Below are 18,030 nucleotides of genomic sequence, written 5' to 3' on the forward strand. Positions count from 1 at the left end.
TTCAAAGATAAACAAAGAGCATATGGAATAATCCATATAAAAAAGTGAAGGGCAGGAATGGACCCCGCCCCTCACGGTAAACAACAACTCCATCAATTACTTGATGGAATTAACTGCAAATCAAAAATACAATGAAAACACATCTAAACTCAACTAAACAGTTGCGAATGTTGGTGGTACTGTTCGTGACAAGTATTGCGCTTACGTATGCATGTAAGCAGGTTAATAGTCCTTTTGAGCAGGATTCTCAACAGGAACAAACAATTGAAGGATTAAACATTAATGTTAAATATGCAGAATCCTATGACCAAACCGAGATTACCTATTCCCGGTTATGGCCACAAGGGATAAGTGCCGGGCTGAATAAAAGTCAAACTAATGGCGGTGAATTACTTGTCGACTATGAGAAGACAAGAGAAATAATAGCCTACGATGAAGAAGGTTACATGACATCGATTACCGAGTTCCTTGAAGGAGACGGGGAGATGAATATGCCGGAGGAGGCTTATAATGAGCTGAAATCTACAATGCCCGCTAAGTCTGCAAATTATGATCCAATTATCAGGACAGAATTCAAAGATGGTGTACTAATTTATATTGCAAAGTCTGGTAGAATAATAGAAAGGTATCCGGTCGATAAAGAACTATACAAAGTTGACCCAACTCTTTTCGATTCTTTGCTACAAAACAATGATAATACTCAACAAGCGGTAAAGAATAACCTGTTGAAAATAGAGAATTCTGGAGTAGTTTATAACAGGGTGGGAGATAGGTATGTCGAATTCAGAAGAAAAGCTGACGCTCAAAATGCAAGAGATGGGATATCAGAGGAACAGTATGTGCTAGACTTACAAAACGGGAATATTCTGTTGTATGCAAAAATTAACTCAAAAGGAGAAATCATTTCTCTTACTCGTAGCCACTTTGAGAGCAAAAATGGATTTCCAATTCTTGCCAGCGAAGAGCGGTTTACATATGGTAAAATTAATAACGCCTGGGGTATAATTCAGAGAACAACAATGAATAGGGAAAACATTAAAATCATTCATAATTAGGGGATAGTATCATGAAATCACTAAAAATAATTTTTTCGATAATTTTCAGTTTGATAATGTTTGCAAACGTTTCAGCCCAAAAGAAAATTGGGGTATTTATCCATGGTTTTCAAGGCGGGCCGGAGAAATGGACGGTAGATAGTAGAGTTCCTACAGCTTGGACTACCGGGGATCAGGCAATTCTGGATGATAAAGTAGTTCTTAGCTATGAGACCATGGATATTAAGAGCCAAGCATCTCTTGATCATTTAGTGGGTAAATTCATTAAGGATATGAAGGAAAAAGGAGATCCTGCCAAAGATGAATGGATCCTAATTGGACATAGTTTAGGCGGATTAGTCGCAAGAGAGATATATCCGAGCCTGAAAATTAATGAATTTAACATCGTTGCTGTTATATCTATAGGCGGGCCCTCACAAGGAACAATGGCAACAGACGTAGATACTAGCTACATAAATTCAAGATTGAAACTCATGCAGGATCGGATTGAGGATGCGTATGAAACAAGAATTATATCTCTTGATGTTGCTGTACAGATATTAGACATAGTTGAAGGAAAGGATAACCTATCCAAAATAGCTAAAATTCCATTTTATATAGAGTCTGTAAGGGACTCTGCTTTGGGATATTCTGAGGAAATTATAGAACATAATGCTAATTCTTTAATAGGACCTGAAGGTGAAGTGATAGAGCGTATTAATTCTTATAACTATAATAATATTAAGGTGCATCCACCTAACTATCTGTCTTTGATTGGAGCAGAAAAAAATAAGGCTCCAATCCGAATGGCGGGGCATATTTTTGAAGGGGATGCAATTTTAAAAGACGAAGGAAAAATGCTAAAACAACTTGATGACCTGAGAAATAAATACTTTCAGCGTAATCAAGACCTGCATAACGTAAATTTTGATATTAATTATACGAATAATCTTTTGTGTCGAGCCTCTCTCCGATGGTTTGACCTATGGAATAAATGTCAACATCATGAAGATGCATTTAAAAAATCCAGAGAAAATAGAGAGCTATGGAGAACAGCCAAGAAAGAAATAGATCAGATAGGAAACATATGGGCTGAATTTATAAATGCTTATCGATATGAAACAGTGTACTACAGAATATATGTCCCTCCTTGTGAAGAACAGTCATTTTCAGATCAATTAGCAATCAAGTTACCAGATGAAAATTGTTCAGATAATCCTAATGGTGAGTATGTGTATAAAAGCAGTCAAGTTAAAGTGCCAGTTAAGCATGATGGGGTCGTAACTACACACAGCGTTCTTTGGAGTAAAACCGACAACTTTAATGACCTCAATAACATTTACATGAAAGACGTCAACATCACACCCAGGGGTGATGACGGCGGTTATAACCACTTTGAGTTGCGTAACTATGAGCGCGCATATACCTTGAAAGAGAATGGGCAGGTGGTGTTTAGCGAAGGCAATCCCAACCCAGCGATGGAAGAAGCTGAGGACTGGCTTAAAGGTTTGTTTGGAATCCAATAATTAATTCAAAACACGATCCGGCCCTTAATTCTACTGGGCCGGGTTTTTTACTCAAGAAACTATCATGAAAAGATTCAGTGAACTTCTATTTTTATTTACCTTATTAATCCAATCTTGTTTTACAACGAGTGATAAACCCAAGAATGAAGATCCTATCCTTCCTCAATTATGGGAATATTCCTATGAACATGTTGATGCACCTAATCACCCTCCATTAGTAACGGATAATGGAATGGTTGTAATGAGTGGTGATGCTCATATTACAGCATTATCGGTTGAGAATGGAACTTTGATTTGGCAAAAAGAAGACTTTGGGGTGTATTCATTGGCGGGGGCTAAACTTTTAGAGAATGAGAATCAGCTTTTTACAAATCACTATGATGAGTTAATTGCTTGGAACAAAAGTACTGGAGATCGTTTATGGACAGTACCGATAGATTCTCCTTTGACGGTTTTCGAGATTGGCACACATGCTATATTTAATAATGGCTATGCCATTGTTGGTTTGGGCAGTCAATTGTACACAGTTAATGTAAATGGAGGTGTTGAATACATAAAAAATCTGGGAATGCCGGTAGCACATGTTGGAAGCAATAGTCAGAAATTATTTGCAGGGCAGGCAAAAAACATCCATGGCGGCCTCACCGTAGGCCAGATCACGGCGTTAGATTCTAGTACTGGAGATAGCCTGTGGGCCTACTTTACGGAAAACGGTGGATTTGTACGAACCGCCCCCATTGTGGAGGACGGTATTCTTTATGCCGGGACCTCGGGAAACTCTGAAGAAAATGTTTATATGGCTTTGGATGCCAAAACAGGGGCGATCATTTGGGAATTTATTACCGATGACTCAGGCAAATGGACCCGGAACTTTACTATTGGCCCTAAGCATCTGTTTTTCGCAGGAGATGCGAGACTGTTTGCATTGGATAAAAGTACTGGCGAGTTAGCTTGGGAATATAGCTGGGAGGGTTCTGCCTTTGTACAACAGGTGTATCTGGAAGGCTATGTCTATCATTCCGACCATGGGAGTATTTTTGTTCTGGACGTCGAAACTGGGGAGTTGGTACACGAGCAACAAGGACCGGAAGGCGGGGGTTACATCTGGCACCTGTCTGTTTCAGAGAATAAACTATTAGTTCAAAGCAGCTACAAACTGGTAGCCTACCAGCCGTGGCACTTAAGGGAGGATTGATATGTATAAAATAATATCTATTTCATTATTCAGCTCAGTATTGCTCTTGTTTAACCCTGGTTTAATTCAAGCACAGGATAATACTCCTGCTGGCTACTATGCCTCTGTACACGGAGGCTTTGATTTTTTGGCCAGTAATCATCCCGCTTTAGTTGCAGATGGCTTTTTTAACTTTCATTTGGCCGGTTATGTGCTCACAGGAGTTGATGTTGGGAAATATTCAGGCAAGGATAATTATCATATTTCTGTATACAGAGGGTTCTCTGCCTCACCAAAAAGCATCGAAGATCCTGACGTAGAACCCGGTGATAAAGAAGTAGAACTTCAGGATTTATACTCGATTGGCTTTACATACAAGAAGCAAGCATCCCGTATTAAAAATACTAATAAAATTGTGGTTAATATGGGCGGGCGCATAACCACCCGGGTTAATTACTATTCCGGTGTTAAAGCAATGCGCAATACTTCCGAAAATAGTGGCAGACCTCCAACCTATACCTTCAATGACTTTGGGATGATAAACGGGGGTGTAGAAATTGCCCCTTATCTTGAGGTCGGTAAACAATCTGTCGGAAAAAAAGGGGTATTCATAAATTGGGAGCTCATATATTTCCGGGTCGGATATCAGCATGTTGCTTTGGGGACTCAGAAAGTTTCAATTATTCTGAAGTTCTGAATTACCATCACATTAATTCATATCACGGGGCATTACTATGTGATTCAACTTGGATCGTATCCAAAAATTATAAGTTCCCTTAAAACTTATCCCGATTTTTTATGAGGCGTTAAAGCCTAATGAAATTATTTACCGTGATTACCCGCTCGATCCCAGACATCCGCCTTCCATTCCTTTTCGTGCTTTAGAGCTTTAGTGGCAAAAAAAGGAACCAAAAAAACTCACCTTTTGGTTATGCATGTCTTAACTTTGGGTCGCAATCATATAGAAGTAGAACGACATGCCCGAAAATTTCACCTTACCTGAATCTTCAAAAATATTAGAACAAATCAGCGCAAAGAAGGCCATCGGACTGATAGCCGGACTCAGTATAGTGGCCGTACTTTTTCTTTTTTGGCTGATCTATTTCAAGGAAGGGGCCGAGGCTCCGGTTCCATGGATTAAGAACCTGTCGGCCGTAAATGCCGGGTTGAATTTTCTGAGTACGATCTTTCTGGTACTGGCTTTTCGGGAAATAAAACGCAGGGATTTTCAGAAACACATGCGGTTTAATCTCGCAGCTTTTGTGACCTCCTCCTTATTTTTGGTGAGCTACGTAGTGTACCACCATTTTGTGGGAGATACCAAGTTCATGGGCGAGGGATTTATCCGTCCTGTTTATTTCTTCATACTGATAACGCATATCGTCCTCTCCGTTTTTGTGGTGCCGCTGGTGCTTTCCAGTTTCTACTTTGCATTCAGCGGAAAATTTAAAACCCACAAAAAAGTATCCCGGTGGACATTCCCCATCTGGCTGTATGTTTCAGTGACCGGGGTGTTGGTATTCCTGATGCTTAAAACCTGGGGTTGAAAGAACACCCAACAAGGTACATCCAACTTTAAACGTTTAAGGTGTCTTTCTACATTAGTTCAAAGTTCGGTGTTCGTTGTTCCTTGTTCGATGTTTTAAACCGAGAATTCACCAAATCTTCAAAAACAAGGGGTATCATAGCTTCATAAATCTATGAGGCATGATGAATACCGAACTGATACGAAAATACAACGTTCCGGGACCGAGATATACGAGCTATCCGGCGGTTCCTTTTTGGGATGAAGAAGGAATCACAACTGAAGACTGGGAATCTACCCTGATAAGTTCGTTCGTGGAAAGCTATGCGGATGGGATTAGCCTGTACATTCACCTTCCGTTCTGTGAAAGCTTGTGCACTTTTTGCGGGTGTCATAAGCAAATTACCAGGCGCCACGACGTGGAAGATCCTTATATACAAACAGTACTAAAGGAATGGCAGTTATACCTGGATTTTCTACCGCTTACTCCGATGATTCGGGAAATCCATTTGGGCGGAGGAACGCCCACCTTTTTCAGTACATCCAATCTTGAAATACTTATCAATGGAATACTGGAGAAAGCGGAACTCGCAGAAGATTATCAGTTCAGCTTTGAAGGGCATCCGAATAATACTTCCAAAGAGCACCTGCAGACTTTGTATGATCTGGGATTTCGGAGGGTTTCATACGGAGTTCAGGATTACGACCCGCAGGTACAGTTTGCCATCAATCGCATTCAGCCATTTGACAATGTGAAACGGGTTCATGAGTGGTCACAGGAAATTGGTTACACCTCTGTAAATCATGACCTGGTATTCGGGCTCCCTCATCAAACACCGGAAAGCATAGAGAATACCATTAATAAAACGAACGAGCTTCGTCCGGACCGGATTGCCTTTTACAGTTATGCGCATGTGCCCTGGATGAAGGGGAACGGTCAGCGGGGGTTTGATGAAAAAGACCTGCCCAAAGATCACGAAAAGCGAGCGTTGTATGAGCTGGGAAAACACATGTTTTTTAAAAATGGATACCGGGAAATAGGTATGGATCATTTTGCTTTGCCGTCCGACTCCTTGTATCAGGCAATGAAGGCCAGGGACCTGCACCGTAATTTTATGGGATACACGTCCGGCTCAACAAAAGCCTTAATTGGTTTGGGGATGTCGGCCATTAGCGACAGCTGGTATAGTTTTGCCCAGAACGAGAAAAAGCTTAAAGATTACCGGCAGCAAGTGGAAGAGGGTGATTTGCCCGTTTTTAGAGGACACCTGTTGAGTACGGAAGACCTGTTGCTCCGCGAAAATATCCTGAACATCATGTGTCGTTTTGAAACGGAGTTTGAGGGTGATTATCCCTTATTTGAAAAGATTAAGGAGGATTTAGAAGAATTGGTATCTGACGGACTGGTTCATATAAACGGCCGTAAAGTGACGGTTACAAAAGAAGGAATTCCATTTGTACGAAATATTTGTATGGCCTTCGACCGCAAGCTTCAGGAAAGCAAGCCCAGAGAGAACTTGTTTTCTAAAACCGTATGATTAACTATAAGCGACATCTTCATCTAACCTTAATGAAAGGGATGTATTCTTTGTCAGTTGAAATTAGCAGAGGGATTGTTTGATGACTTCATTAGCAAAAAATTCAGGAATCTGGCAGTGGGCCATGTTCAGTTTTGTGCTGGCAGGCTTCACAGGCTTTCTGTTCCGTTTTGGTTTTGTGGAGCCGTTACCGGTATATCTGAACCTGGAGAATATGAGGCATGCCCATTCACACCTGATGTTCTTCGGGTGGGCCTCTTTGCTACCGCTGTACCTGATTAAGCTGGATATCGTTTCGGGCTATCACGCCGCTTTTGGGGTTCGTTTAATGAAAAACGCACTTTGGTGGATTGTTATATTTGGATTACTGTCGTTCCCCCCGTTTCTGCTTTATGGGTATAAACCCATAGCTATTGGTTATGCTTCCCTTCCCTTGTCTGTTATTTTTTCGGGGATGGTAATGCTGGGCTGGTATGGATTTATGGCCGGATATTTGATCACCCGCCGAAGAAAGAAAGGATATACGCCGAATCCCTTTTTTGATGGCGCCTTGGTGATGTTATTTGTGAGCTCCCTTGGCGCCTGGTCGGTTGGAGTATTACAGATCACAAACTTTGGCGGGGTATTGTTACCCAAAGCACTCACGCATTTCTTCCTCGCTACCTTTATTGAAGGGTGGGTAATTTTAGTTTTGATGGGATTGGTTGCCAAAGCTTTGCAATTAAAGGAGGATGAATGTGAAGTTTCCCCCACAGTATTAATCGGATTGATTGCCATTGGGGCACCGCTCACATTCCCGTATGGAATAGCTGATGGACTTATTAATTTCGACTTGTCGGTGGCTGCACGTACCGGAGGCGTACTTATCGCAGAAGGGGTGCTGCTGTTTGTCTATTCTGCAATAAAAAACAGGTGGAGTAACATCTCAATATGGATCTGGCCGTTACTCTTTCTCGTGGTTAAGTCGGTGATGCAGCTCGTTGCCTCTGTATCGCCCATGGAAATGTGGCTCTCTGATCATGGCACGCGAATACTATACCTGCACACCACTTTGTTGGGGGCATTCACGGTTGGCGTGATTTGGTTTCTCCATCACATGGCCAACATGCAAAAGAAGTACTTCTACTTTGTGCTGGGATCTGTTGTATTGCTGATAATGAGCCTTGTTTTGATGACTACACTTTGGCCGGAATCACTTAGCGGACCATGGATTTTTAACGTGCTGGCTTTAGCTGCGATTTTCCCGGTTATAGCGGTTCTGTTTTTCTGGATTAAGCTGAAAAAGATGGTTGATCAGGAACATCAATCCGTAGAAATCATTCGGAAAGAAGTTGTTCTATAAACTCTTTCAGCACAACCGAGCTGTTGTGCTCCTCATCTTTGGATGCAAATACAAAGGTAATGACATCTTCCTTTTCTACCGTGTCAATAAGTTGTTGAACAGCCTCAGAACCAAATAATTCTTTCCGGTAGCGGTCCTTGAATTCATCCCACTTCTCAGGGTCGTGATCGAACCATTTTCTTAACTCGTGGCTGGGTGCTACCCCTTTCATCCACTCGTCCAGGTTAGCACGCTCTTTGGAAACCCCGCGTGGCCACAACCGTTCGGTGAGGATTCGGTACCCATCATCCGGAGCAGACTCTTCGTAAACGCGTTTCAGTTTTATTTGATGCTTCATATGTGTGAGAAATAAAATCAAGTGCATTGATGAAATCAATAAGCAGAATGACCATTCTTAGGAAAAATATGGTTAGTTTAATGTTGAATTATTTCAAACTTTGAAGAGATACTGACATGGAATTTGGGATATATACCTTTGTAGAAAACACCCCTGATGCTGAAAGCGGAAAAACGTTACATCCGTCTCAACGGCTTAAAAACCTGATGGAAGAAATTGAACTGGCCGATGAACTTGGGCTGGATGTTTTTGCCATTGGGGAGCATCACCGGGAAGAGTACGTCTCATCTTCACCATCAACGCTGCTTGCAGCTGCTGCAAGCCGAACCAAAAATATCCGGTTGAGCAGTGCGGTTACTGTACTCGGTTCGGAAGATCCGGTTCGGGTGTTTCAGCAATTTTCAACCATTGACCTGCTTACGGAAGGAAGGGCAGAAATTATGGTGGGGCGTGGTTCTTTTATTGAGTCTTTTCCATTGTTTGGCTACGATTTGCAAAATTATGAAGAGCTTTTTTCCGAAAAACTAAAGCTGTTGATGAAGCTCAGAGAAGAAGAGAAAATCACCTGGCAGGGTAAATATCGTCCATCCATTAATAACAGAGGCGTGTATCCTCAGTCTTATCAGGATAAAATGCCGGTATGGCGGGCAGTTGGTGGAACGCCAAAGTCGGCATATGAAGCGGGAGCAATGGGAATGCCTATGGCTATTGCGATTATTGGAGGTCAACCGGCTCAGTTTAAACAAATGGCCGACCTGCATCGCCGCGCTGCCGAAGAACACAATCAACCCAAACCTGCATTGAGTATAAATTCTCACGGATTCATTGCAGAAACCACACAGGAAGCCGCTGATATTGCTTTTCCGGCTTTTAAAACTACGATGGACAAAATCGGAAAGGAGAGAGGGTGGCCTGTGATGAGTCGACAGCAGTTTGATGCATCGATCACTTTAAAAGGAGCAAATGTAGTTGGAAGCCCGCAGGATGTAATTGATAAAATCATGTACCAGCATGAGATCTTTAATCATGACCGATTTCTTCTTCAGATGAGTGTGGGAAGCGTTCCTCATGAAAAGCTTTTACGCTCTATTGAACTGTTTGCCAAAGAAGTTGCTCCGGTCGTTCGTAAAAAATTGAGTCAGGCTTCTCCTGCTTAATGGTCTTGAGCTTCAAGTTGAGCCCTCCGGCTTTTAAGCTCCTGAGAAGCTTTTGCGTAGCCGCCCTCGGTACCATCTACAAAGTGAATGTGATTGCTTTGGTAACTCCTTACATAGCAGGTTACCATTGCTGCGAAGGATGCATGAACTCCGTAAACAACACTGCCTTCATTAAATAAGCCCTCCAAAAACTCAGTCATTTCCATTCGTTGCTGAATGGTGCCGGAGGCCACGAAGCGCAAGCCGTCTCCGAATTTCTTGTAATCAGCGTGGCGCACTAAATCGGGTTTGTAATCTCCCCAGTTGGTGGCAGAGGTTTTCTTTTTGAACTTCATCAGGTAGAATCCGGTGACAAGCTGAAAGATCATCATCCCTATATGTTTCAGTTTTTTGAACAGGGAAGGTGGCTGGGTTCGGAGTTTCCACTCCACCCCAAGAAGAAGTGGGTTGGTGGTCATTTGTAAATCGTCTTCCCGCAGGGGATGAAAGCTGTCTTCGGTACCGTAAATCTCCTCGATCTTCTCAAAACACTGCTCGTAAATTTCGGCACTTCTTTCATCATCATTTTTAAATGACTGTATGATGTAGGCAGCTACCTCATCTTTATCGCTGGGCACTTGGCTCCACCGGCATTCCAATCCCGTAAAATCAGCCTCAATCGGTTCAATATCCTTAAGCCGGTCTTCTTGCTTTATAAGCTGTTCGGCAAAGGTAACCCCGGTTCCCCAAAAAATGGTTTGATCCAAATATTCGGACAGAGCCAGCCGGGCCACACTTACATCTTGCCCCATCTCCCGGAGTTCTTTTACCTGTATAATCCCAATGGCCATTTCAAGTCCGTAAGCATCTTTAACCGCTTTACGGCAGAATGCCAATACACCTTTTACTTTCTCGATTTGGCGATCGGGCAGCGCGATTAGGGAGCCGTCACCACCAAAAAGATAGGGAAGGAGGTCTTCTTTATTGTAGAGATTATTCAATGCCGCGATGATGGAAGCACCCGCCATGTTTACTTCTTTATATTTCCCAAGGCGTATAGCATCTGTTGACCCTCTTACATCAGCGAGGGCAATGTACCAGTCGTCAGGGAGGGGAGTATATAAGGAGTGATCAGAAACCTCCCGGAAAGAAAAAACGGTATTCAGTTTTTCGTAAAACTCTTGGGCGTTCATAAATGTGGGTTTGCAAATGGGTTACACACGGTTCATAGCATAACAAATTAATTTGGGAATAGTTGAAGTAAAAAAAGCCCGCTAAAAAAGCGGGCTTTTCTACATACGATATTATTAACGAATTGGATTAGTTGAGAACTCCGGAGCTTTCCAACTCAATGGTTTCCTCAAACTCAAATTCTTCTCCGTCTTCAAGCTCAATTCCTTCTACAAGGGAATCAGCGTAGGCATCGTTAGTGGGGTTGAAGGATACGTTGTAGGTGGCATCTTCAAGTCCTACAAGTTTGAAATTACCTTCTTCATCAGGCTGAGTTCCAACAGTATCCTGCCCAACTATAGCATACACAAAGGGCTCGGCTTCCACGGGCAGAACGGTTCCTGAAATACTCGCCTGTTCTTCTAAATCAACAGTGCGGAGTACCGGCTTAAGGATGTAGTTCCCATTCCCGGTTTCTACGATAGATTGAGAAGCATCAAAGTCGATAACTAACTCATATACCTGATCTTCTTCTACAGTTGCATTCACAAGGAGCTTAAACCCGGATTGCTGAGCACTTGGAGTACTGAGGTTGTAGGTTTCTCCGTCTATAACAACGTTATTATTATCTCCAAGTATCAGGCGAATCTGATTATATTGTCCGGCTTCAAGTTCAGTTTCACCTAACTCAAGGGTGTTTCCATTTTGATAGTCTAACAGGTTCACGGTCATGGAGTCATCCAGTATGGAGTACCATCCATTATCTTCAGCACCTCCGTCTTCTTCACCCTCGTCATTTTCTTCACCGTTACTATCGGGATCTTCAGCATCTTCATCCTGATTTACGAGAACCTGCCGAATTTCGATGTTAACTTCATCATAAGCAGCGGGAGCATCGGTTAAAGAAATTTTCATTGTTCCGGTACCCGGGCCACTGTTTGTGTTGCATGCGGTGAAAGCAAATAGACCTATAAGTACCGTTAATAGTGATAAAAATCTAAGTCTCTTGAATAAGTAGTTCATAGTTGTGATTGGTTGGTTTGGATTTCACTTACTCTAACAAGTGTGAACTACTTAAGTTTCAAATAAGGGGTAGATTCTAATATAGTGTTGTAAGGCAAAGTAAATTAGTTATTTAACCCGCTCCGCCTGAAGCCCCTCCACCGGCTGATCCTGCCGAAGCCCCCCCGCCTGAGACTCCTCCCCCCGACGATATTGTTCCGGTTGCCGCGAGGTTACTGAACGAGGTGGCGATACTCGCCGGTGTACTGTCGCTTCCCGGCATAATAATTATCCAGGTAATAGCGGATGCGGCCCCGGGATTCTGCTCAAAAATGTGCTCGATATGATCTTTACTCAATCCAAATGCGATGCTGTAAATAAAATGCCGGCCGAGGTGATGGTCAGGTATGGAATAATCCTTGGCATTCTTTAGTGCTTCCTGATAATTTTTCCAGCTTTTGTACAACTCTTCACCCTTTGGTGTTCTGCGGATGATAGAAAGGGATAATACTGAAGCTACAAATACAACAATCGCTGCCAGGCCAGCTACGGGGTGAAGGATGAAAATACCGGCCAAAGCTGCCAGCATGAAGATCATTTGAATGCCGAAATTCCACCATGCTCCCTTATAGCTTTCCGCATCTATCCATGCCTGTTTCTCGGCAAAGGATTTAAGTTCATCTTTCCAGCTGCTATACCACTTGGAAACTTCACCATCGGTAAACTTAAATACTTTGCTGATGTCGGAATGGTCATCTGAAATCCGCTCTTTTACGAAACTGAGCAGCGACAACTCCCACTCAGTCATGGTTGAATCCGGCTCTTTTTGAGCGTCTGTTATATGGAAAGTGTTTTCAGTGGAAGTGCTCGCAAACCAGCTGTCATCTTTTTCAGGTTCGGCTTCATTGATCACAAAATATCCCCGCCGGGCTAAATCGAGAAGAGTGGCCGTTACATGTCCGCCCGTGATCGTTCGGTGCATGAGAAGCCAGCCAATGGCCGCGGGTTGTTGCTTTCCGGGAATCATTAAGCTTTCATTGCGGGATAAATTGATCTGATGTCTGCTTCCATATTTTCGATAGAAATAGATGAAGCACAGGATGCTTAAACCAGCAATGATTACAGCCAACTCAATGCCGTAGGTCATCATACGTTCGCGTTCTTCCGCCTCCGCAATTTGTTGCTCCCGGTAATTGGCCTCGTCATTCCGGGCCCATGCAAGTGAAAAATCCCGGTCGGTGATACTGATACGGTTGGGATCAAAAGCAGAAGTAGGGAATACAGTCCTTATCACTACCGCCTGACTACGACTGATATCAGAACCGGTAAATTGCAACCCTTTATCGAAAGAAGTTGACTCTATCTCCCAGGCCGGTTCACGCACCCAGGAATGCAAATTGGAGTCGGCAACCACCTCAGGCAGTTGAAAAAGAATTGATAACTCAGCGGTAGATTTCTCCCGCCCGGCAGCCGCATAATTCCAGAAGAACTCACTCCACTCCGGCCCGATTACCACAGCTCCCTCCAGGGTGTAGGAAATAGTGAACACTCGTTCCTCATCTTCCGCCTCATAAAACCACTTAATATTGAATGATCGGCTTGATTCTTCTACAAGAAAAGTACCGGGTTCTTCTGAGTTCAGATTTACATAATCAGATCCGTTTTCAGAAACCTGAATATTCCGGATAGCTGAAAAGCCGGATTTTGGAAGTTCGTAATTGGCCCAAGAGAAGTCCCCATCAAAGACATAGGTTCGGTGTTCGGTAATGGAGACGGTACCATCGGGATTTACTGAGACTTCAACCTTTAGCTTGGGTATGGAATATTCTTTTGCCTGAGTTGTAAAACCCAACAGGTTCAGTGTGAAAAAAGTGACAAGAAGAAAGCAGAATTTCGAAAATCTCATATCCGATGATTGCATTTATTTGGTTCTGAAGGATACATAATCATCTTTTCTACTCAAAAAAATACAAGATGTTATAACGTTGACATATAAACATAAATATGCATAGTTTAGCGTCATGAGAACTTCTGTAGATTTACCCGACGAACTGATGAAAAAAGCCAAAATAAAGGCTGTTGAAGAAGGCATTAGCCTCAAAGACCTTATCATCCGGTCATTAACCAATGAGCTTAACCAAACGAAGGACGTTCAGGGTACTCCCTGGAAAGATTTAAAAGGAAAGGGAACGACGTCCGGGCTTTCCGCAGATAAATCAGGATTTGAAGAATGATTTTACTTGATACGCACGTTTGGTTGTGGTGGCTGTTGGATGAAGGACCTTTAACTAAGGAGGAGAGGGAAACACTGGATGAGTCGGCAGCGCAACGCGAAATTGCCATTTCAGCCGCTTCGGTTTGGGAGACGGAAATGCTGGGTCGAAAAGGAGTGATTGACCTGAAGCCTTCGTTCAAGAAATGGATTGAAATGGCTACAAGGCCTCAGGTTTGTAAAGTGATACCTATTGATCAGGATGTGATTTTAGCCCAGGAAAAATTGCCTACCGACTTTCCTGATGATCCGGCCGATCGTTTAATTGTAGCCACGGCCTTGCTGAATGAATTTCCCCTGGCTACAAAGGATGATAAGCTTCAGAATTTGGGTTTTTAATTACCCGAAATTCCAGGTAACACCACGGCCGATTTCAGGGTCCGGATAATTCCAGTCTACCGCTCCCTGGTCACAAGCATACATGCAGGTGCCGCATTCAATACAATCCTCTACCTGAAAGTGAACTTTGCCGTTGTCGTCCATCGTATAGCAATTTGCCGGACAAACGTAGGTAGTACATTTATGCGGACAGGTTGAATTACAAATGTCCGTATCAACAACAATATGTGGCTTTATCTCCGACTTCGCCTGATTACGATAGCTTACAAGTCCGAGTCGTTCCGTGAGTTTTAAGTTTTTCATAATTCCGTTTTTTTAACATTCAGCCGTCTGCTTTCAGCTAACAGTTATCGAAGAAACTGTTAGCTGAAGCCTGATAGCTGTCAGCTTATAATGATTTTCCTGCTTTGAATCCGAGTTTTGCCAATTCCCAGATAGATGAATGACGTTTGATCGCCCCTTTCAGCATGTCTTTCGATTTTGGAGTCGGCTCATTTTTAATGGTGAAGAACTGACGTCCAAAGTCACAAACTAAATTCGGGACCTTTTGTTGCATGGTTTCGGTGTGGAGAAGATGCACCGCATCCTGGAAACCATTAATGTCTTTCATTACATAACTCTCATCCATCACCTTGCGATATTCTTTCAGCGTGGTGGATGTGAAATCTCCTTTTTCTTTGGCTTTTACAATGGTTTCAGCCGCGAGAATACCGGAACGCATCGCATAGTCCATTCCCTGAATGGCTTTACCGGCATTCATCAGCAAGTTGGCAGATTCACCGGCCAGCAGAATGCCGTCTTTATATAATTCTTTGGGCATGGCTCGCTTATCACCGGAGGAAACCACGTGAGCCGAGTACTCAACAATCTCGCCGTCTTTTATAATGTCAGCGATGGTAGGATGGGTTTTGAAGTGATTCAGAATGTCATGCGGACTTTTCTGCTTCTCACGCATGTCTTTGATTCCCAATACCAAACCAAGCGAAATTGTATCTCGGTTGGTGTAAAGAAAGCCACCGCCTTCGACGCCATCGGTTGCCCAGCCTACAAATTCGTTACTCATTCCGCTGAGTCCATTCAGCTGAAATTTTTGTTCCAGCACTTCCTGATCAAAACGAATGATTTCCTTGATTCCGGTAAGCATGTGGTCTGCAGGCACATACTTATCCTGAAGCCCAACCTGGCGGGTCAGTAAGTTATTTACTCCTTCAGCGATAATTACCGAATCGGCATGAAATTCGTCCTCACCGGTTTTGATACCTACCGCTTTGTCATTCTCCATGAGTACTTCATCCACCTTAATATTGGTAGCAATGAAGGAGTCCATGGCATAGTCGGAAGCATCGATGGCCTCCTGAACTTTACCGGAAAGCCAGTTGTCAAACTTTGACCGAAGCACGACAACGCCGGAATAGGGGGGCTCATTAAAATGAGACGACTTAAAGTCTAAGGAGAAAGTAGATTGCTCATCCATAAAGGTAAGCCGGCGATGATTGATGAAACGCTCCCAGCCGCCGTCTTCTTCTTCCCAGTAGTTGGGAACCAGTTTGGCAAGGTCGCTTCCCCACAACACGCCACCGGAAACATTCTTGGAGCCGGCAAACTCACCCCGCTCAATTAGCAGGAATTTCATGTTGTTTCGGGCGAGGGTCATGGCTGCAGCCAGCCCGGCCACTCCACCACCAATTACAATACAATCAAACTTTTCGTCCATATGGATTAGTTTTGAGTTAGGAGTCTCGAGTTTTGAGTGAAAGAGTTAAACTCATCACTCAAAACTCATAGCTCTCTACTAATTTTTGATTTTTTTGATTTCTTCGATGAAGGGAGGGAGTACTTTGTACAAGTCTCCGACAATCCCGTAGTCAGCTACTTCGAAGATGGGTGCATCAGGGTCTTTATTAATGGCTACAATCACTTTGGAATTTGCCATACCTGCCACGTGCTGAATGGCTCCTGAAATACCTACGGCGATATACAGTTGAGGAGAAACCACCTTTCCGGTTTGACCAATCTGTAAACTCGGGTCGTAAACTCCGGCCTCAGTTAGGGCACGGGATGCGCCGATTCCCGCATTCAGTACAGAAGCCAACTCCGAGATCAGGTTTTGTCCTTCTTCGTCTTTTACACCACGTCCGGCTGCAACAATGGCTTCCGCTTCGTTCAGGTCGATGGTGTCGCCGGAAGCAGAAATAATTTCTTTAAGCGTAGCTTTAAGGTCATTGTCATCCATGCTGAAGTCAATATGCACAACTTCGGCATCGGTTTCATTTTCAACTAAATCATAAGAACCGGAACGAACGGAAACTAAAATCTTATCACCTTTTGCCTCGGTATTGGCAATGATTTTCGCTGCCATTACCGGGCGCTTGGCAGTAATGCCGCTATCACCGAGTTCAAAAGAAGAAACATCCGGAAGTACTGCTGCATCCTGGTTGGCAGCCAAAGCACCTAAAATATCTTTGGTGCCTTCGGTGGAAGCGAATGCAAACAGATATGGATTGGCAGTTTCCATCACTTTAGCCAAGGCCTTCAGTAATGGGGTGTTCATGTGATTTTTGAAAATGGGATCTTCAACGGTATAGATTTTTGAAGCCCCGTATTTTTTTACTCCGTCAACAAAGGAAGAAGCTTTTTCATCAATAATAACAGCTTCTACAGAGTGGCCACCGGACTCGGCTAATTTTTTGCAATGAGATAAAACTTCCAGGGAAGAACGCTTAATTTTACCGTCTGAGATGGCAATGTGTGTGAGAATTGTGCTCATGAGTTTGGTTTAATTTCTTTTGCTTGAATTCAGTTTTGGCTTAAGCTGAGATGTTTTAAAGTACGTTTGCTTCGGTATCCAGAAGCTGTGCTACTTCGCGGGCAATCTCATCCGGTTCACCCTCAAATTTCTTGCCGGGCTCGCGTCCGGGTTTTTCTTCATACCCTTTTACAGAAGTTTTGGGATTCAGTTCGTCATCGCTTAACCCTAAAGCAGAAAGTTCGATTTGCTCAACCGGCTTACGCTTGGATGCCATAATTCCTTTCAGATTAGGGATGCGTGGCTCATTCATATCATTAGAGCAGGTAACAGCGCATGGAGTAGGCAGTTCAATCATTTCCTGCCCGGAATCGCCCTGTCGTTTCACGATGAGCTTACCTTCTTCGGCTTCAAGCCCAACCGCGTTGGTAGCATAAGGAAGCTCCAGAAGTTCAGCTACCATACTACCGGTTAAGCCGGAGTCGGTATCCTGAGATTGCTTACCCAGAGAAAGTACATCGTATTCCTTATCCTCGAAAAATTTAGCAAGTATGCGGGCGTAAGAACCGGAATCGTATTGCTCATCACCGGATGTTTGAATGTGGGTGGCTTTGTCTGCACCCATGGCCAGCGCTTTCCGAATGGTCTCCGAAGCTTTGGCAGAGCCGATGCAAACAACTTCAACTTCACCGCCGTGTTTCTCTTTTAGCACCAGGGCTTCCTCAACTGCGGAAGCATCGTAGGCATTGAGAATCATCCGGTCAGCATCCTGAATTAATTGTCCGTCTTTTATTTGAAGAGGTGCGTTAACATCAGGCACCATTTTAATACATACGTAAAATTTCATTCGCTATAATTTTTCGTCTTAATAAATTCAGTTATGGAACCG

The 18,030-nt window shown here is 43.3% G+C and carries 18 protein-coding genes; 10 read left to right on the forward strand and 8 right to left on the reverse strand.

Features of this window, described 5'->3' with window-relative positions:
• The first annotated feature begins 131 nt into the window (after positions 1 to 131).
• The 7 genes from JJ941_RS01165 to JJ941_RS01195 all read left to right on the forward strand — a co-directional run bounded on the left by JJ941_RS01165 (position 132) and on the right by JJ941_RS01195 (position 8,139).
• Positions 132 to 1,055 carry a hypothetical protein gene (locus tag JJ941_RS01165; protein ID WP_290961284.1) on the forward strand — a complete coding sequence of 308 codons (924 nt, stop codon included), beginning with the start codon at positions 132 to 134 and terminating at the stop codon, positions 1,053 to 1,055.
• An 11-nt stretch (positions 1,056 to 1,066) separates the two neighbouring features.
• On the forward strand, positions 1,067 to 2,560 hold the full coding sequence (locus tag JJ941_RS01170; RefSeq protein ID WP_290961286.1) for a hypothetical protein: 1,494 nt from the start codon (positions 1,067 to 1,069) through the stop codon (positions 2,558 to 2,560).
• Positions 2,561 to 2,624: 64 nt separating this feature from the next.
• Positions 2,625 to 3,755 carry a PQQ-binding-like beta-propeller repeat protein gene (locus JJ941_RS01175; RefSeq protein ID WP_290961289.1) on the forward strand — a complete coding sequence of 377 codons (1,131 nt, stop codon included), beginning with the start codon at positions 2,625 to 2,627 and terminating at the stop codon, positions 3,753 to 3,755.
• 1 nt (position 3,756) lies between these two features.
• The gene (locus JJ941_RS01180) at positions 3,757 to 4,431 is read left to right on the forward strand and encodes a hypothetical protein (protein WP_290961291.1); all 675 of its coding nucleotides are present in this window, start codon (positions 3,757 to 3,759) and stop codon (positions 4,429 to 4,431) included.
• A 280-nt stretch (positions 4,432 to 4,711) separates the two neighbouring features.
• The gene (locus JJ941_RS01185; protein WP_290961294.1) at positions 4,712 to 5,281 is read left to right on the forward strand and encodes a DUF420 domain-containing protein; all 570 of its coding nucleotides are present in this window, start codon (positions 4,712 to 4,714) and stop codon (positions 5,279 to 5,281) included.
• Positions 5,282 to 5,444: 163 nt separating this feature from the next.
• Positions 5,445 to 6,797, forward strand: coding sequence for an oxygen-independent coproporphyrinogen III oxidase (gene hemN, locus JJ941_RS01190; protein WP_290968046.1), 1,353 nt, complete (start codon positions 5,445 to 5,447; stop codon positions 6,795 to 6,797).
• An 82-nt stretch (positions 6,798 to 6,879) separates the two neighbouring features.
• Entirely contained in the window at positions 6,880 to 8,139 is a 1,260-nt protein-coding gene (locus JJ941_RS01195) for a hypothetical protein (RefSeq protein ID WP_290961302.1), read from the forward strand.
• On the opposite strand, the gene JJ941_RS01200 is transcribed toward JJ941_RS01195, so the two are convergent.
• On the reverse strand, positions 8,114 to 8,476 hold the full coding sequence (locus tag JJ941_RS01200; protein WP_290961306.1) for a DUF488 family protein: 363 nt from the start codon (positions 8,474 to 8,476) through the stop codon (positions 8,114 to 8,116). The genes JJ941_RS01195 and JJ941_RS01200 overlap by 26 nt on opposite strands.
• Positions 8,477 to 8,592: 116 nt before the next feature.
• On the opposite strand from JJ941_RS01200, the gene JJ941_RS01205 reads away from it, so the two are divergent.
• Positions 8,593 to 9,633 (forward strand): LLM class flavin-dependent oxidoreductase, encoded by a 1,041-nt coding sequence (locus tag JJ941_RS01205; protein ID WP_290961309.1) that lies wholly within the window; start codon positions 8,593 to 8,595, stop codon positions 9,631 to 9,633.
• Here the strand turns inward: JJ941_RS01205 and JJ941_RS01210 are convergent.
• From JJ941_RS01210 to JJ941_RS01220, 3 genes are all read right to left on the reverse strand, one after another.
• Complete coding sequence (locus tag JJ941_RS01210; RefSeq protein ID WP_290961312.1) at positions 9,630 to 10,805, reverse strand: DUF3095 family protein; 1,176 nt, start codon at positions 10,803 to 10,805, stop codon at positions 9,630 to 9,632. The genes JJ941_RS01205 and JJ941_RS01210 overlap by 4 nt on opposite strands.
• Before the next feature lie 127 nt (positions 10,806 to 10,932).
• Positions 10,933 to 11,697 carry a DUF4382 domain-containing protein gene (locus JJ941_RS01215; RefSeq protein ID WP_290961314.1) on the reverse strand — a complete coding sequence of 255 codons (765 nt, stop codon included), beginning with the start codon at positions 11,695 to 11,697 and terminating at the stop codon, positions 10,933 to 10,935.
• 220 nt (positions 11,698 to 11,917) lie between these two features.
• On the reverse strand, positions 11,918 to 13,690 hold the full coding sequence (locus JJ941_RS01220) for a DUF2207 domain-containing protein (protein WP_290961317.1): 1,773 nt from the start codon (positions 13,688 to 13,690) through the stop codon (positions 11,918 to 11,920).
• A 115-nt stretch (positions 13,691 to 13,805) separates the two neighbouring features.
• Here JJ941_RS01220 and JJ941_RS01225 point away from each other — a divergent pair, with 115 nt between their 5' ends.
• Both JJ941_RS01225 and JJ941_RS01230 read left to right on the forward strand, forming a co-directional pair.
• A complete protein-coding gene (locus JJ941_RS01225) occupies positions 13,806 to 14,018 on the forward strand; it encodes a hypothetical protein (protein WP_290961324.1) in 213 nt (70 codons plus the stop codon).
• Positions 14,015 to 14,395: a type II toxin-antitoxin system VapC family toxin gene (locus JJ941_RS01230; RefSeq protein WP_290961326.1), complete on the forward strand. Its 381-nt coding sequence runs from the start codon at positions 14,015 to 14,017 to the stop codon at positions 14,393 to 14,395. The genes JJ941_RS01225 and JJ941_RS01230 overlap by 4 nt, the downstream gene beginning before the upstream one ends.
• Here the strand turns inward: JJ941_RS01230 and JJ941_RS01235 are convergent, their stop codons facing one another.
• From JJ941_RS01235 to JJ941_RS01250, 4 genes are all read right to left on the reverse strand, one after another.
• Complete coding sequence (locus tag JJ941_RS01235) at positions 14,396 to 14,698, reverse strand: 4Fe-4S binding protein (RefSeq protein ID WP_290961329.1); 303 nt, start codon at positions 14,696 to 14,698, stop codon at positions 14,396 to 14,398.
• Positions 14,699 to 14,783: 85 nt separating this feature from the next.
• Positions 14,784 to 16,109: an FAD-dependent oxidoreductase gene (locus tag JJ941_RS01240; RefSeq protein WP_290961332.1), complete on the reverse strand. Its 1,326-nt coding sequence runs from the start codon at positions 16,107 to 16,109 to the stop codon at positions 14,784 to 14,786.
• 78 nt (positions 16,110 to 16,187) lie between these two features.
• Positions 16,188 to 17,162 carry an electron transfer flavoprotein subunit alpha/FixB family protein gene (locus tag JJ941_RS01245; RefSeq protein ID WP_290961335.1) on the reverse strand — a complete coding sequence of 325 codons (975 nt, stop codon included), beginning with the start codon at positions 17,160 to 17,162 and terminating at the stop codon, positions 16,188 to 16,190.
• A 55-nt stretch (positions 17,163 to 17,217) separates the two neighbouring features.
• Positions 17,218 to 17,988: an electron transfer flavoprotein subunit beta/FixA family protein gene (locus JJ941_RS01250; protein ID WP_290961337.1), complete on the reverse strand. Its 771-nt coding sequence runs from the start codon at positions 17,986 to 17,988 to the stop codon at positions 17,218 to 17,220.
• Positions 17,989 to 18,030 lie beyond the last annotated feature (42 nt).

This window comes from Gracilimonas sp. (assembly GCF_017641085.1).
Classification (GTDB): Bacteria; Bacteroidota; Rhodothermia; order Balneolales; family Balneolaceae; genus Gracilimonas.

Excerpts from the sequence above, each read along its gene's own strand:
- JJ941_RS01185 (WP_290961294.1), top strand. The coding sequence starts at position 4,712 with ATGCCCGAAAATTTCACCTTACCTGAATCTTCAAAAATATTAGAACAA.
- JJ941_RS01230 (WP_290961326.1), top strand. The coding sequence starts at position 14,015 with ATGATTTTACTTGATACGCACGTTTGGTTGTGGTGGCTGTTGGATGAA.
- hemN (WP_290968046.1), top strand. The coding sequence starts at position 5,445 with ATGAATACCGAACTGATACGAAAATACAACGTTCCGGGACCGAGATAT.
- JJ941_RS01175 (WP_290961289.1), top strand. The coding sequence starts at position 2,625 with ATGAAAAGATTCAGTGAACTTCTATTTTTATTTACCTTATTAATCCAA.
- JJ941_RS01170 (WP_290961286.1), top strand. The coding sequence starts at position 1,067 with ATGAAATCACTAAAAATAATTTTTTCGATAATTTTCAGTTTGATAATG.
- JJ941_RS01220 (WP_290961317.1), bottom strand. The coding sequence starts at position 13,690 with ATGAGATTTTCGAAATTCTGCTTTCTTCTTGTCACTTTTTTCACACTG.
- JJ941_RS01240 (WP_290961332.1), bottom strand. The coding sequence starts at position 16,109 with ATGGACGAAAAGTTTGATTGTATTGTAATTGGTGGTGGAGTGGCCGGG.
- JJ941_RS01200 (WP_290961306.1), bottom strand. The coding sequence starts at position 8,476 with ATGAAGCATCAAATAAAACTGAAACGCGTTTACGAAGAGTCTGCTCCG.
- JJ941_RS01210 (WP_290961312.1), bottom strand. The coding sequence starts at position 10,805 with ATGAACGCCCAAGAGTTTTACGAAAAACTGAATACCGTTTTTTCTTTC.
- JJ941_RS01215 (WP_290961314.1), bottom strand. The coding sequence starts at position 11,697 with ATGAAAATTTCTTTAACCGATGCTCCCGCTGCTTATGATGAAGTTAAC.
- JJ941_RS01225 (WP_290961324.1), top strand. The coding sequence starts at position 13,806 with ATGAGAACTTCTGTAGATTTACCCGACGAACTGATGAAAAAAGCCAAA.
- JJ941_RS01180 (WP_290961291.1), top strand. The coding sequence starts at position 3,757 with ATGTATAAAATAATATCTATTTCATTATTCAGCTCAGTATTGCTCTTG.
- JJ941_RS01195 (WP_290961302.1), top strand. The coding sequence starts at position 6,880 with ATGACTTCATTAGCAAAAAATTCAGGAATCTGGCAGTGGGCCATGTTC.
- JJ941_RS01205 (WP_290961309.1), top strand. The coding sequence starts at position 8,593 with ATGGAATTTGGGATATATACCTTTGTAGAAAACACCCCTGATGCTGAA.
- JJ941_RS01165 (WP_290961284.1), top strand. The coding sequence starts at position 132 with ATGAAAACACATCTAAACTCAACTAAACAGTTGCGAATGTTGGTGGTA.
- JJ941_RS01235 (WP_290961329.1), bottom strand. The coding sequence starts at position 14,698 with ATGAAAAACTTAAAACTCACGGAACGACTCGGACTTGTAAGCTATCGT.
- JJ941_RS01245 (WP_290961335.1), bottom strand. The coding sequence starts at position 17,162 with ATGAGCACAATTCTCACACACATTGCCATCTCAGACGGTAAAATTAAG.
- JJ941_RS01250 (WP_290961337.1), bottom strand. The coding sequence starts at position 17,988 with ATGAAATTTTACGTATGTATTAAAATGGTGCCTGATGTTAACGCACCT.